Source organism: Xanthomonas cannabis (genome assembly GCF_040616535.1).
GTDB classification, from domain to species: domain Bacteria; phylum Pseudomonadota; class Gammaproteobacteria; order Xanthomonadales; family Xanthomonadaceae; genus Xanthomonas; species Xanthomonas cannabis.
This window is the reverse complement of sequence record NZ_CP136580.1, coordinates 3,689,191-3,702,834: the sequence shown is the minus strand read 5'-3', so window position 1 is coordinate 3,702,834 and position 13,644 is coordinate 3,689,191. Positions and strand designations below refer to the sequence as shown.

The window sequence follows — 13,644 nt, the reverse complement described above, 5'->3', positions numbered from 1 at the left end:
TCGGAATCAGGCTGCGTGGGCCAGTGTGGGCGTGTCGGGCGTTGCGATGGGTGAGTGCGGCGGCGCGGCGTGCAGCGGGGCGGCGCCGTACCAGTGCAGGGACTGCGCCAGCGCGGTGACCTCGCCCAGGATCAGCAGGGCCGGAGCCTGCACGGTGTACTGCCGTGCGGTGGCGGCCAGGGTGGCGAGCGACCCGGTGATCACCCGCTGCTGCGGGCGCGAGCCGTTCTCGACCAGGGCAAATGGCGTGCCCGGTGCGCGGCCGGCCTGCAGCAGGCGCTGCTGGATGCCTTCCAGGCCGGCCACGCCCATGTAGAAAGCCAGGGTCTGGCGCTCCTGGCCCAGCGCCTGCCAGTCCAGGGTGTCCAGCGAATCCTTGCAGTGGGCGGTGATCAGGCGCAGCGACTGCGCATGGTCGCGGTGGGTGAGCGGAATGCCCGCGTAGGCGGCGCAGGCGAGCGCGGCGGTGATGCCGGGCACCACCTGGAAGCCGATGCCGTGGTCGCGCAGGAATTCCAGCTCTTCGCCGCCGCGGCCGAACACGAAAGGGTCGCCGCCCTTCAGGCGGACCACCCGCCGCCCCGCACGGGCGTGCTCCAGCATCAGCGCATGGATCTGCTCCTGCCGGGTGCTATGGCCTTGCGCGGCCTTGCCGACCTCCACGCGCAGCGCATCCCGACGGGCCAGGCGCAGGATCTGCGGGCTGACCAGACGGTCGTACAGCACCACCTCGGCCTGCCGGAGCGCGCGCAGGGCATTGCGGGTGAGCAGGCCGGGGTCGCCAGGGCCGGCACCTACCAGCGTCACGCTGCCGGGGGAAGGCGTGGCGGGGCGGGTGGGCTGCACCGGGGACGGTGCCGGGGGGGACGCCGACGCGGCGGGCACCACGCGATGGGTCAGCAGGCGGTGGCTGCTGGCCGCTGCGCGCAACGCCGCGTTGAGCTCCGGCAGGTCGCTGGCGGCAATGGTGAGCCACAGCGGGGCGGTGTCGGGCTGCAGCAGCCACGCCGGGTCGAACGGGCCGGGCAGCCAGCGGATCCGGCCGGCGCGCGTCCACTGCTGCAACTGCGGGGTCAGTTGCGGCGCGCCCACCAACGGCAAGGCGCCGGCCTGCAACAGCTGGGCGGTGGCACGTTCGGCATCGACGCCGCCGCCAACCACCAGGACGGCACGGCCATGCAGGTCGGCAAGGAACGGAAACGCAGAGGTCACGGCCGGGGTATCGAAGGGGAGGGCCAGACCGTAACGCCGGCATATAGCCGTCGGAAATGACTTCATACACCCTGAAAATAGCGTTCGGTTATAAGCTGGCCCCCGGAACTCCTCTACAGTCGAAGTCCTTGTAGCGCCTCGCGCTTTTTTGGATATAAGCCCATGACGCTGACCCAACTTCGCTATCTGGTCGCCATTGCCGATGCCGAGCTGAACATCACGCTGGCCGCCGCGCGCGTGCACGCGACCCAGCCCGGTCTGTCCAAGCAACTCAAGCAGCTGGAAGACGAGCTCGGTTTTTTGTTGTTCGTGCGCAAGGGGCGCAGCCTGGACGCGGTCACGCCGGCCGGGGTGGAAGTGATCGAGCGCGCGCGCGCGGTGCTGTCGGAGGCCAACAACATCCGCACCTATGCCGCCAACCAGCGCCGGGAGAGCCAGGGCCAGCTGACCTTGACCACCACCCACACCCAGGCGCGCTTCGTGCTGCCGCCGGCGGTGGCGCAGATCAAGCACGCCTACCCGCAGGTGAGCGTGCATCTGCAGCAGGCCGCCGAGAGCGCGGCGCTGGACTTGCTCAGCCAGGGCGATGCGGATATCGCGGTGGTCAGCACCGCCGGCGGCGAGCCCAGTGCCGGCATTGCGGTGCCGCTGTACCGCTGGCGGCGGCTGGTGGTGGTGCCGCGCGGGCATGCACTGGACAACCCGCGTACTGCGCCGGACATGCAGGCGCTGTCCGAACATCCGTTGATCAGTTACGAGTCTTCCACCCGGCCGGGCTCGTCGCTGCAGCGGGCGTTTGCGCAGGTGGGGCTGGAACCGAGCATCGCGCTGACTGCGCTGGATGCCGACCTGATCAAGACCTATGTGCGCGCCGGGCTGGGTGTGGGCCTGGTGGCGGAAATGGCAGTCAACGCCTTCGACGAGGATCTGCGCGCCTGGCCGGCGCCTGCGCCGATCGCCGAATGCATCGCCTGGGCGGTCTTGCCGCGCGACCGGGTGCTGCGCGACTACGCGCTGGACCTGGTGCACGTGTTGGCGCCGCAGATCGACAAGCGCGATTTGCGCCGCGTGCTGGACGGCAACCAGGCCCCCAACTGGCCGCTGCCGCCAACCTGGGAATCGCTGACCCAGACCATCACCAGTTGAGCCGCGCGCGATGAGCGAGCCCGTGCGTCCCCCGCTCAGCAGACTGTGGTCGCCCGACCCGGACGGCGGCATGTCGCTGCAGGTCTCGGCCAACATCGACGGACGCGAGCATGCGGCGTTGACGGTGCTGGCCGACCCGCAGGACGAATCGCTGTGGGTGGCGCTGCAGGTTGACGGCAGGCTCGTGCAGATCCCGCTGACGGTGCTGCGTCAGGTGCTGGAAGTGGCGGCAGACGAAGTGCACTCGGCGCAGTGGTTTGCCGATCAGGACGATGTGGATCCGTTCGGGGTGTGAAGGCGCAGCCAGGCAGTCCGGACCGATGGAGCCCGTGCCGCATCCGCTCGTTTGCGGACGCGTTGTGCACCGTTGTTGTTGTGCTCGCCACACACGAACGCCTGCTGCATCGCAGCGTGGGCCCGGACCAATTTATTCAATCGAATCAGTGCGATACGCGAGGAACTCAACGCGATGCCACGCGCGCTGTCGGTGATTCTCCCTACACGTGTCAGGGCCGTCTGGCCGGCGTCGCCGGCCTCCATCAAGTTGGGCGTGGCGCTGTCGTAAACAGTGATAGCAACCATGTCACGACACCTCCGAACGTCTAGGGGTGGACGGCGCAGGACCGGCGATGCAGACATCGCCTCACCGGTCCGACTCAGCGGTGTCGTCGATGGGTTGCTAGCGCTGTCGCATCACTGTTGCGCGAGGCTGCGCACACAGCGGCTGGCGCACCCGGGTCCCTGGGGAGAGACCTGGCGTGTTTGGCGGCGGATCCGGGTCGGGAGCTCGGGTCCGCCTTTTTTTTTTGCCAGGCCAGCGGAACGCGCATCACTCGGCGCGTAATGCGTCAGGCCAGCGGAATGCGCACCGAGAAACAGGTGCCGCCTTCCGAGCGCGGGCGCACCGTCACCTCGCAGCCCAGCGTCTCGGCGGTGCGATGCACGATCCACAGCCCGATGCCCAGACCGTCGCTACGCGGGTCGGCCTGGCGGAACGCCTGAAACACCTGCTCTGGCTGCGCCAGATTCAGGCCGATGCCGCTGTCGATGATTTCCACCACCGCGTAACCGGGGCGGCGACGGGTGCCGACCAGCACGCGTCCGCGTTCGGTGTACTTGATGGCATTGCCGACCAGATTGCCGATCAGGGTGGTCAACAGGGTCGGGTGGCTGCGCACGCGCAGCGAGGTCGGCACGTGACGCAGCGCCAGGCACTTGTCGCTGGCCTGCTGGCGCCACACGCCCAGCACCGAGTGCAGCACGTCTTCCAGCTGCAACGCTTGCAGGTCCGGCATCGCCGCCTTGCTGGCGGCGGCCAGCGTGGCCAGTTCGTCCAGGCTGCGCCCGACCAGGCTGATCGCATCGCGCGCGGTCACCAGGGTGGGGATGGAATCGACGTTGGCGTGCCGGCGCATCTTGTCGATGGCGTAGGCGGCGGTGCGCAGCGGGGTTTTCAGATCGTGCCCGGCAATGGCCATCAGCCGGCTGCGGTAGCGGTCGGATTCTTCGGCGATCAGCAGCGCACGGCGCAGTTCCAGCTGCGCCATGGTCTGACGCGCGAGCGCACGCAGCGCTTCGACCTGTTCGTCGGTGAGCTCGCGCGGTTGCCGGTCGAGCACGCAGACCGTGCCCAGCGGCAGGCCATCGGGCGTCTTCAACAAGGCGCCCGCATAGAAGTACAGCGGGGCGTCGCCGGTAACCAGCGGGTTGCGCGCAAAGCGCGTGTCCTGGCGCGTGTCGGGCACCACCAGCACGTCGTTGTCGAGCAGCGCATGCGCGCACATCGACTTGAACAAGGGGGTCTCGCGCTCGCCCATGCCGAGCTCGCTCTTGAACCACTGGCGGTCGGCGTCGACCAGGCTGATCAGCGCGATCGGGGTCTGGCAGATGATCGACGCCAGCCGGGTGATGTCCTCGAAAGCCGCTTCGCGTGGCGTATCGAGAATGCCGTAGCTGCGTAGCGCCTGGAGCCGAAGCGCTTCGCTCGGCGGCTTGGGCGCGCAGGGGAGTGGCTCAGCCGCTGGTTCGGACAGGACGGTACTCATGCGCGCGCAGGATGAATGGGATGACACGCAAGCATAGGGCATGGCCGTGCGCAGCACGCATCGCCGGCGCGTTGCACCAGCAAAACTGTGACTGCCGGCCTGGACAAGGCGGCGCGTGTGAGCATTGGGTGAGGGCCGCGCCGGCTGGGCCGGCATTCGCGTGCTGGTTGCCGACGTGCCAACCCCTGCGGGTCCGTGCAGCGGCTGGGGCCCAGGATCGCGCGATGCATGTCCTGGCGGCACCGCCACAACAAGGGGTGCGACATCCGGTCGCGCACCGGCCGCCACCATCGCTCCCGGAGAGAGGGCGGCTTACACTGCGGCCATGCTGCATACCGTCCGTCGCCATCGCCTGTTGCACCTGCTTGCCTGCCTGGCGGTGGCACTGATGCTGGTGGCCCCGCTGGTCAGCCGCTGGAACCAGGTGCGCACCTCCGAGCCGATGTGCAGCAGCGGACCGGCGCTCGATACTGTCGCCGCGCAGCATGCCGGCCATCTGCCGGCCCAGCACGCCGGCCACTCACAGCACGGCTCTGCAGCCAGCCATCGGGTGGGAGACCAGGATGCCGGCCTGCATGGCGAAGCCTGCGATTACTGCGTGCTGGCGGCACGCCTGCTGCCCTGGCTGGCGCTGCTGGTGCTCTGCCTGCTGCGGGTTCTGCCATCGCCCACGCCGGGGCACACCCGCCTGTGGGCATGGTCGGCATTGCGCTGGACAGCGCTCGGGGCACGCGGGCCGCCGCTGTCCGCATGAGCCCGGGAGCAACTGACGCGGCCTAACGGATCGCCGTCAGGTCTACGCGTCGAGTGCGTCAACGATGCTGGGTTGCCCGCTCGAGGCGTGTCCGGTTCGCGCGCCAGCCAGCATCAAACGCAGGCGTGTCGTCGGGTTGCTCCCCACCCATTGCGGGTCTTCGTTGTGCTGCGTCTTGCAGGCAGCGTTGTGCGCCCACGCGCACCCAACGGAGCACGCGTCCTCATTGAATGAAGCCGGTTCCCGCCGCCTTGCGGCAGCGCGCGGCTGCAGTGCCGTGGTGTCACGGCGAAGGGTTGGTCATGCAATTGCGATTGTTGAAGACGTTCTGGTATGTGCCGTCATTGGCGCTGGTGTGGGCGCCTGCCTGCGATGCGCAAGCGCAGGATGCGGCATTGACGCTGGGCCAGGTGCAGGTGCGCGAACACGCCCAGCGCACCCCGGGTACGGCGCGCGTGCTGAGTTCGGTGGATGTGATTGGCGGTGAGCTGCTGCACGATCAGCACGTGGATTACAGCTGGGAGCTGCTGATGCGCGCGCCCGGTGTGCAGGTCACCCAGTTCCGCATGGGCACCGATGCGGGGCGGTTTTCGTTCCGGGGCTTCAATGGCGAAGGGCGGATCAATGCGGTCAAGCTGCTGATCGACGGCATTCCCAGCAACGACAACGCCGGTGGCATGCCGTATCTGGATGCGGTGTTTCCGCAGGACATCAGCGCCATCGAGATCGTGCGCGGCACCAACGACGCGCGCTACGGGTTGAACGCGATTGCCGGCAGCGTGGACGTGCTGACCCGCACCGGTGGCAACGATGGCCGTCTGAGCATCACCGGCGGCGGCTTCGGTGCGCGCGAGGTCCAGCTGGGCAAAGGCATCGAGCGTGGTGCCTGGAGCCAGAACTACGTGCTGGCCTGGCGCGACTCCGACGGGTATCGCGATCATGCCGATGCGCGCAAACGCAGCGTGGCCGGCAAGTGGTTCTACACCGACCCGGACGGCGCATTCCGTGCCGGGCTCACCACGCGCTACTACGACAACCAGGCGCTGGAAGCCGGCTACCTGGACGCCGCCACCGCACGTGCGGCGCCGCGCAGTTCGCCGGGCTATGCGCAGGACGACCGTAGCGAGCGTCGCGTTCGTCAGACCGCGTTGCACGCCGACGGTGAGCTCGGCGCGCAGGCGCAGTGGAGCGCCAAGGCCTACCAGAACGACTACCGCAACCAGCGCTGGGTGCGGTTTTCTGCTGCCGGTCTGCAACAGGAGCGCGATACCGATGAAACCCATCGCGGCCTGCTGCTGCGGGGCAACTGGCAGCCTGAGGGAGGCGTGTGGAACGCGGCACTGGAAGCCGGGGCGGACGCGCAGTGGCAGGACAATCAGTCGCAGCGGTATCGCACCGTGGCCCGCGTACGCGGCGCGCAGTTGCGCAACTGGGATTACGACCTGCGCACACATGGTGCGTATGTGCAGGCGGTGCTGACGCCGGTGGCGCGCTTGCAGCTGGTGCCGGGGTATCGCATCGATCGCGTCGATGGCCAGTTGCACGACGTGCTTGCCGGAGTCGTCGCGCCCACCTACGACTACGGCACCATCAAGCAACCCAAGTTCAGTGCCAGCTACCGCGTGGGCGAGCAGAGCAGTGTGTATGCGAACTGGGGGCGCACCTTCCAGATCGGCAGCGGCGATGGCGCTTACCGTCGCCAGCCCGGCAATCTGGGACCGTCGATCAACGACGGCTGGGAGGCCGGCTTCAAGTTCGCACCGTCGGCGATCCTGGACGGGCGCCTGGCCTATTGGGAGCAGCGCGCCTCCGGTGAGGTTGCGACCATCCTGGGTGTGAATGGCGTGGCGGGTGCCGGCGATGTGGCCAATGTCGGTCGCACGCTGCGGCGCGGTTGGGATGCCCAGCTCAACCTGCAGCCGGTCGAACACTGGCGCGCGTGGGTGTCGTATTCGCGGCAGAAGGCCAGCATCGCCACGCCCGATCCGAGCGCGCCTGCCACGCGCGGCAAGGAGATCGAGAACGTGCCGCACTGGTTGGCCACCGCCGGGCTGGAGTGGCAGGTCAGTGCGGCTGTGCAGTTGAGCGCCTGGGGCAACGCGCAGGGCGACTACTACCTGGAGCGCAGCAACACCCTGGGACGCACCGGTGGCTACGCCTTGCTCAATCTGGGCGCGCGCTGGACCGTGGATGCCCGCAATGCGCTCAGCCTGCAGCTGCGCAATGCCACCGATCGCGCGTATGTGTATGCGTGGTACGACAGCGGCAGCTCCGGCTATTCGCCGGGCGATGGTCGTGTGCTGTCGTTGTCATGGGACTGGAGCTTCTGATGCATGCACCCACGGCTGGTGGCGACGTGATCGAGGCGCACAAGGACCGTCGCTGGCGCTTCTATCGCGCGGTGTGGCGCTGGCATTTCTATGCCGGATTGCTGGTGCTGCCTTTCATCATCTGGCTGGCGCTGACTGGCGCTGCGTTTTTGTATCAGGACGCGATCGATCGCAGCGTGCACCATGATCTGAAGGTGGTTGCAGTGGGCGCTGCGCGCATGCCTGCACAGCAGTTGGTTGCTGCTGCACAGGACCGCTACGGCGGCAGGTTGTTCGTGTACACCACGCCCAGGCGGGCAGATGGCAGTGCCGAGGTCGGCTTGGTGGATGCGCGCGGCGTGCGGCAGGTGGTGTATGTCGATCCATATCGTGCACGCGTGCTGGGCGCCTTGCCGGAGCACGGCACGCTGAGTTGGACGATCCGCCGGTTGCACAGCCTTGCGTTGGTCGGGCCGTTTGCGCGTGGGTTGATCGAGATTGCCGCCGGTTGGGCGATCGTGCTGGTGCTCACCGGTGTGTATCTGTGGTGGCCGCGTGGGCGCCGCGGTGGGGTGATCAGTGTGCGGGGCAAGCCCAGGCAACGGCTGTTCTGGCGCGACCTGCATGCGGTGACCGGTGCGGGCGTTGGCGCAGTGCTGTTGTTTCTGGCGCTGACCGGCATGCCGTGGTCGTGGCTATGGGGCGCGCAGGTCAATCGCTGGGCCAATGGGCATGATTTCGGCTATCCGGCCGGGCTGCGCGTGCAGCAGCCGATGTCGCAGCAGCGGCTCACCGACAGTGGCGACGCCGCGTGGTCGCTGCGGCAGGCGCGTGTGCCGGAATCGGAGTTGCCCGAGCAAGGATCCGCCGGACTGGACAAGGGAGTGCAACACGCGCACTCGACTGACAGCGAGCACGCAGCTCACGGCGGCGCGGGTAGTGTGGCTGCGCCCGGGCACAGGGCGATCGGGTTGGACGCGGCAATGGCGCGCTTCGACGCGCGCGGCATCGCGCCGGGTTACAGCGTGGCGCCTCCGCGGGGTGCCACCGGCGTGTACACCGCCTCGGTGTATCCGGCCGATCTGCAGCGGCAGCGGGTGATTCACCTGGATCAGTACAGCGGTGCGGTACTGCTGGACATGCGCTATCGCGACTACGGGCCGTTGGCCAAGCTGCTTGAATGGGGCATCAATGTGCACCTGGGGCAACAGTACGGTACCGCCAACCAGCTGATCCTGTTGGCTGCCTGCATCGCGATCGTGTTGTTATGCGTCAGCGCGGCGGTGATGTGGTGGAAGCGTCGCCCGAGCGGCGGGTTGGGCGTGCCACCGTTGCCGGCCGATCCCCGAACACTGCGCGGCTTGATGGTGCTGCTGGTGGTGTGCGGGCTGATCTTCCCGTTGGTCGGGCTGTCGTTGCTGTTGATGTGGCTGTTCGACCGTTACTGGATGCAGCGCGATCACACACGGTTTACGGCGCCATGAGGAGTCCCGCGCCACTGTCATGGTGCTGCGTATTGGCTCACGCGCAAACGCACTCCATGACGTGTCCACCGAAAGAGTGCAGGCGGCGTAGCGCCTGCACCCTGCAGAACGAGGCGTGATTGCGCGGAGCTCAGATATCCTCGTGGATGCCGCACTCGCGCTTGAGTCCGAAGAAGCGGGTGTCTTCCTCGCGCATGCCCGGTTCCCAGCGACGCGTGGTGTGGAAGTCGCCGATCGACACGTAACCCTGTTCCCACAAAGGGTGATACGGCAGGTCGTGCGCCTGCAGGTATTGCCACACGTCGCGGTCGGTCCAGTCGGCGATCGGGCTGACCTTGTAGCGCTCGCCGCGCTTCTGCACGATCGGCGTCTGCGCGCGGCCGCCAGACTGGCTGCGACGCAGGCCGGTGAACCAGGTGCCCACGTTGAGTTCGTCCAAGGCACGGCGCATCGGTTCGACCTTGCGCAGATTGTTGTACTGGTCGATGCCGACCATGCCCTGTTCCCACAGCCGGCCATGACGGGCTTCCATCCAGGCGCGGCTGACCAGCGGGCGGTACACCTTGAGGTTGAGCTTGAGCCGCTCGGTCAGGGCATCGGCAAAACGGTAGGTCTCCGGGAACAGGTAACCGGTATCGATCAGGATGACCGGGATGTCCGGGCGCTGCTGGGTCAGCAGATGCAGCGTGACCGCCGACTGCGCGCCAAAGCTCGACGACAGCGCCGCCTCCTGCGGGCCGTGCTGCAGCGCCCAGGCCACGCGCTCGTCGGCATGCAGGCCTTCCAGTTGCACGTTGAGCGTGTCCAGGTCGTCCAACGCGGAAGACGTGTTCGATGCGGCAGGCAGCGCAGTCATGCGAGCAATTCCAGGTCGAGGTGACGGTGCGTGGGGTAGGGCGGCAGCGCGATCAGGCCGCTGCGGTGCAGGAAATCGCCGAAGCCTTCATCGTTGGGTTGGTCGCGTTCGGCGGCGTAGCGCGCCAGCAACGGGTCCAAGGCGGCCAGGATGTCTGCTTCGGTGATGTTTTCGCGGTACAAGGTGTTGAGGCGCTGGCCACGGCGGTCGCCACCCAGCATCAGGTTGTAGCGGCCGGGTGCCTTGCCCACCAGCGCGATCTCGGCCAGATACGGGCGCGAGCAGCCGTTGGGGCAACCGGAGAGACGCAACACGATCGGTGTCTGGGTCAGTCCGTGTTGTTGCAGCAGCGGCAGCAATGCAGCGCTGAAATCGGGCAGATAGCGCTCGGCCTCGGCCATCGCCAGGCCACAGGTGGGCAGCGCCACGCAGGCCATCGCGCCGCGCGCCAGGGCGCTGGCGGCCTGGTTGCCGGCATCCAGCGCGTACTGCGCCACCAGCGCATCGACGCGTGCGCGCTCGCTCGCCAGCACGCCGGCGATCACCAGGTTCTGGTTGGGCGTCATGCGGAACTCGCCAACGTTCAATTGCGCAATCGCACGCAGCCCGCTCAGATGCGCTGCCGTGTCGGTATCGGCAATGCGGCCGGCCGGCAGCGACAGGGTCAGGTGCCACAGCCCGTCTTCGCCCTCGACCCAGCCATAGCGGTCGCCGTTGTGGTCGAACGCGAACGGCTGCGCCGGCTGCAGTGCAAAGCCGGCGCGGCGTTCGATCTCGGCCACGATGGTGTCCAGGCCATGATCGTCGATGGTGTACTTGAAGCGTGCGCGCTTGCGCACTGCGCGGTTGCCGAGGTCCCGTTGTGTGGTGACCACTGCGGTGGCGATATCGAGCAATTGATCGCGGGTCACAAAGCCAATCACGTTGGCTACGCGCGGCCAGGTCTCGGTGTCGCCGTGCGAGGCGCCCATGCCGCCGCCGATGCTCACGTTATAGCCCAGCAACTGCCCATCGCGCAGGATGGCGATGAAGCCCAGATCGTTGGCGAACACGTCCACATCGTTGAGCGGCGGCGCGGCGAAGCCGATCTTGAATTTGCGCGGCAGGTAACGGTCGCCATAGATCGGCTCGTCCTCACTGCCCGACCCGGACACGCGCTCTTCGTCCAGCCAGATTTCGTAATACGCCCGTGTATTGGGCAACAGATGCTCGGATACGCGCGCGGCATCGGCGTACAGCGTGGCGTGCGCCTTCGAGAGCAGCGGGTTGGCCGCCACCTGCACATTGCGATTGACATCGCCGCAAGCCGCCAGCGTATCGATCAAGGTGGCATTGATGGCCTGCATGGTGGCCTTGAGCTCGCGCTTGATCACGCCATGGAACTGGAATGCCTGGCGCGTGGTGATGCGCAGCGAATGATTGGCATACCGGGTGGCGATGCCGTCCAGTGCCAGCCACTGCGTGGGCGAAATCACCCCGCCCGGCGTGCGCGTGCGGATCATGAACTGATACGCCGGCTCGAGCTTTTGCCGCCGCCGCTCGTCACGGATATCGCGGTCGTCCTGCTGGTAGCTGCCGTGATACTTGATCAGGGTCTGATCGTCCTCACGCAACGCCCCGGTCACCGCATCGGCCAGGCTCTGCTCCAGCGACCCACGCAGGCGACGGCTTTCGGATTTGATGTCTTCGACGGAGTGAGTCATGGGAATCGGGAGTCGGGAATGGGGAATCGTAGAAAGCGGGTCGGTCTGCCAGGAGAGCTCAGTTGCGGGCAGTACCGAATCCCGATTCCGCAATCCCGATTCGCGGCATTAATAGACATCGCGCGCATAGCGCCCCTCCACCTGTAGTTGCGTGAGGTACGCGGCGGCGTCCTCGGCGCTGCGTGCGCCGTGGGTGGTGACGATGTCCAGCAGCGTGGCGTGGACGTCCTTGCCCATGCCGATGGCGCCGCAGACATACAGATGTGCGCCGCCCTGCAGCCAGGCATAGACCTCGGCGCCGCGCGCGCGCAGGCGGTGCTGCACATAGACCTTTTCGGCTTGGTCGCGCGAGAACGCCAGGTCCAGGGCGTGCAGCTCACCGCGTTGCAGCGCCTGCTGCCACTCGGCCTGATACAGGAAATCGGTATTGAAATGCTGGGCGCCGAAGAACAACCAGTTACGGCCCCGGGCGCCGGTTTCGGCGCGTTCCTGCACAAAGGCGCGGAAGGGCGCCACGCCGGTGCCCGGGCCGATCATCAGGATGTCGCGATCGGTGTCGGCCGGCACGCGGAAGCGTTCGTTGGGTTCGATGTAGACCGGCGCGGTCTCACCCTCGGCGAGCGCGGCGAGAAAGCCGCTGGCCGATCCCAGATGCGCATGCCCATGGGCCTGGTAGTTGAGTTCGTCCACGGCCAGATGCACTTCATCGCCCACGCGCTTGCGGCTGGATGCGATGGAATACAGGCGCGGGGCGAGTGGACGCAACGCGGCCAGCAGGCCGGCGTGGTCCCAATCCGCCGGCCAGCGCCGCAGCACGTCGATCACTTGATGATCGGAGAGCAACGACGCCAGGCCGGCAGTCTGGGTGGGGGCCAGCAGCGCCTGCAGATCGGCTGCAGCGGCGCGCTCGGCGTGGGCAGTGAGGAATGGCCGCGACAGCTTGGTCAGTTCGCGTCGGGTGGTCAGCCACTCGTGCAAGGACAGCGTCTCGTCGCCGACGGTGACGGCGGCACCACCGTCCAGCTGCAGGCTGTGCAGTAGCGCATCCACCAGCGCCGGCGGATTGCGGTGGACGATGCCCACGGCATCGCCGGGCTCGTAACTCAGGCCGCTGCCGTCCAGCGAGAACTCCAGATGCCGCACGCGCTTGCCCGGCTGCGCATAGACACGAAAGCCCGGGCCCTTGAAGTCGCGCCCGCTGATGATCTGGTTGGCCAGTACCTCGGCGGCAAACGGATGCTGGTGCGACCACGCCGGGGCAGCGGGGCTGCTGCGCAGCGGGGTGATCGTGGCCGTGTGCGGGGCGCTCTTGAGCTGCTCGCGTGCATGCTTGAGCGCCTGCACGCGCCAGGGGGCGGCGATGCTGTCGATGTCCAGGTCGGCTTCGCCACGCGGTTGCACGCGGCTGGCGCCGAGCTCGGCCAGGCGCTCATCGATGCGCCGCGCAATGCCGCAGAAGTCTGCATAGCTGGAATCACCCAGGCCCAGTACGGCGTACTTGAGCTCGGGCAGCTTCGGCGCGCGGCGGCCGGTCACGAACTCCACCAGGCCGATCGCATCGTCCGGCGGGTCGCCTTCGCCCTGGGTGCTGATCACCACGTACAGCAGGCGCTCGTTGGCCAGCTCGCGGGTGGGGTAGGCGTCGGCGCGCAGCAGGCGCACGCTCAGCCCGGCGGCCTCGGCGTCGGCGGCCAGTTGCTCGGCCTGGCGGCGGGCGTTGCCGGTCTGGCTGCCGTAGATCACGGTCAGGCGTTGGCCGTCCTGGGCCAGCGCCTGTGGCGGCCCGCCCGGCAGCACCGCCAGCGAACGCGGCGGGTGGCCCTGCGCCAGCCCGGCGGCATAGCCGGACAACCACCACAGCGCCGCAGCATCCAGGCCGTCGATCAACCGGTCCAGCAGCGCCTTGCGCTCGTCGGGCAAGGGGCTGGGCGGTAGCGCGGAGCTGGCGGCAGTCATTCGGGTCCGGGGGCTTTGATGAGACCGACGATGTTAGAGAAGCGTTGCGGGGACCAGAAAGGAGCAGCCGTTATCGTGTTATGCCAGCCGCTTATTTCGGGCTGGCATAAGGCCGGGACACACTGCGGCGCCCTGGCCTACCATCGATTGGCGAGCCTGCCGATCCCGACGACATCTCG

General features: G+C 67.7%; 10 protein-coding genes. 5 read left to right on the top strand and 5 right to left on the bottom strand.

Features of this window, described 5'->3' with window-relative positions; translation table 11 throughout:
* Window positions 1-6: 6 nt before the first annotated feature.
* Entirely contained in the window at window positions 7-1,212 is a 1,206-nt protein-coding gene (gene cobA, locus RZV17_RS15640; RefSeq protein ID WP_355604794.1) for a uroporphyrinogen-III C-methyltransferase, read from the bottom strand.
* Window positions 1,213-1,374: 162 nt separating this feature from the next.
* On the opposite strand from cobA, the gene RZV17_RS15635 reads away from it, so the two are divergent.
* Entirely contained in the window at window positions 1,375-2,358 is a 984-nt protein-coding gene (locus RZV17_RS15635) for a LysR family transcriptional regulator (RefSeq protein ID WP_047693097.1), read from the top strand.
* Between the two features lie 10 nt (window positions 2,359-2,368).
* Window positions 2,369-2,653 carry a hypothetical protein gene (locus tag RZV17_RS15630; RefSeq protein WP_104580753.1) on the top strand — a complete coding sequence of 95 codons (285 nt, stop codon included), beginning with the start codon at window positions 2,369-2,371 and terminating at the stop codon, window positions 2,651-2,653.
* 553 nt (window positions 2,654-3,206) lie between these two features.
* On the opposite strand, the gene RZV17_RS15625 is transcribed toward RZV17_RS15630, so the two are convergent.
* Window positions 3,207-4,403, bottom strand: a complete 1,197-nt coding sequence (locus RZV17_RS15625; protein WP_355604791.1) for a GAF domain-containing sensor histidine kinase — start codon at window positions 4,401-4,403, stop codon at window positions 3,207-3,209.
* Window positions 4,404-4,728: 325 nt separating this feature from the next.
* On the opposite strand from RZV17_RS15625, the gene RZV17_RS15620 reads away from it, so the two are divergent.
* The 3 genes from RZV17_RS15620 to RZV17_RS15610 all read left to right on the top strand — a co-directional run bounded on the left by RZV17_RS15620 (window position 4,729) and on the right by RZV17_RS15610 (window position 8,950).
* Window positions 4,729-5,157 carry a DUF2946 family protein gene (locus RZV17_RS15620; RefSeq protein ID WP_355604789.1) on the top strand — a complete coding sequence of 143 codons (429 nt, stop codon included), beginning with the start codon at window positions 4,729-4,731 and terminating at the stop codon, window positions 5,155-5,157.
* A 302-nt stretch (window positions 5,158-5,459) separates the two neighbouring features.
* Window positions 5,460-7,487 carry a TonB-dependent receptor gene (locus tag RZV17_RS15615; protein WP_355604787.1) on the top strand — a complete coding sequence of 676 codons (2,028 nt, stop codon included), beginning with the start codon at window positions 5,460-5,462 and terminating at the stop codon, window positions 7,485-7,487.
* A complete protein-coding gene (locus RZV17_RS15610; protein ID WP_355604783.1) occupies window positions 7,487-8,950 on the top strand; it encodes a PepSY domain-containing protein in 1,464 nt (487 codons plus the stop codon). Before RZV17_RS15615 ends, RZV17_RS15610 begins: the two co-directional genes overlap by 1 nt.
* Window positions 8,951-9,080: 130 nt before the next feature.
* On the opposite strand, the gene RZV17_RS15605 is transcribed toward RZV17_RS15610, so the two are convergent.
* The 3 genes from RZV17_RS15605 to RZV17_RS15595 form a co-directional block, all read right to left on the bottom strand.
* Window positions 9,081-9,806 carry a phosphoadenylyl-sulfate reductase gene (locus RZV17_RS15605; protein ID WP_166752098.1) on the bottom strand — a complete coding sequence of 242 codons (726 nt, stop codon included), beginning with the start codon at window positions 9,804-9,806 and terminating at the stop codon, window positions 9,081-9,083.
* Entirely contained in the window at window positions 9,803-11,509 is a 1,707-nt protein-coding gene (cysI, locus tag RZV17_RS15600; RefSeq protein WP_166744833.1) for an assimilatory sulfite reductase (NADPH) hemoprotein subunit, read from the bottom strand. The genes RZV17_RS15605 and cysI overlap by 4 nt, the downstream gene beginning before the upstream one ends.
* A gap of 108 nt (window positions 11,510-11,617) precedes the next feature.
* The gene (locus tag RZV17_RS15595; protein WP_355604778.1) at window positions 11,618-13,465 is read right to left on the bottom strand and encodes an assimilatory sulfite reductase (NADPH) flavoprotein subunit; all 1,848 of its coding nucleotides are present in this window, start codon (window positions 13,463-13,465) and stop codon (window positions 11,618-11,620) included.
* Between the last annotated feature and the right edge of the window lie 179 nt (window positions 13,466-13,644).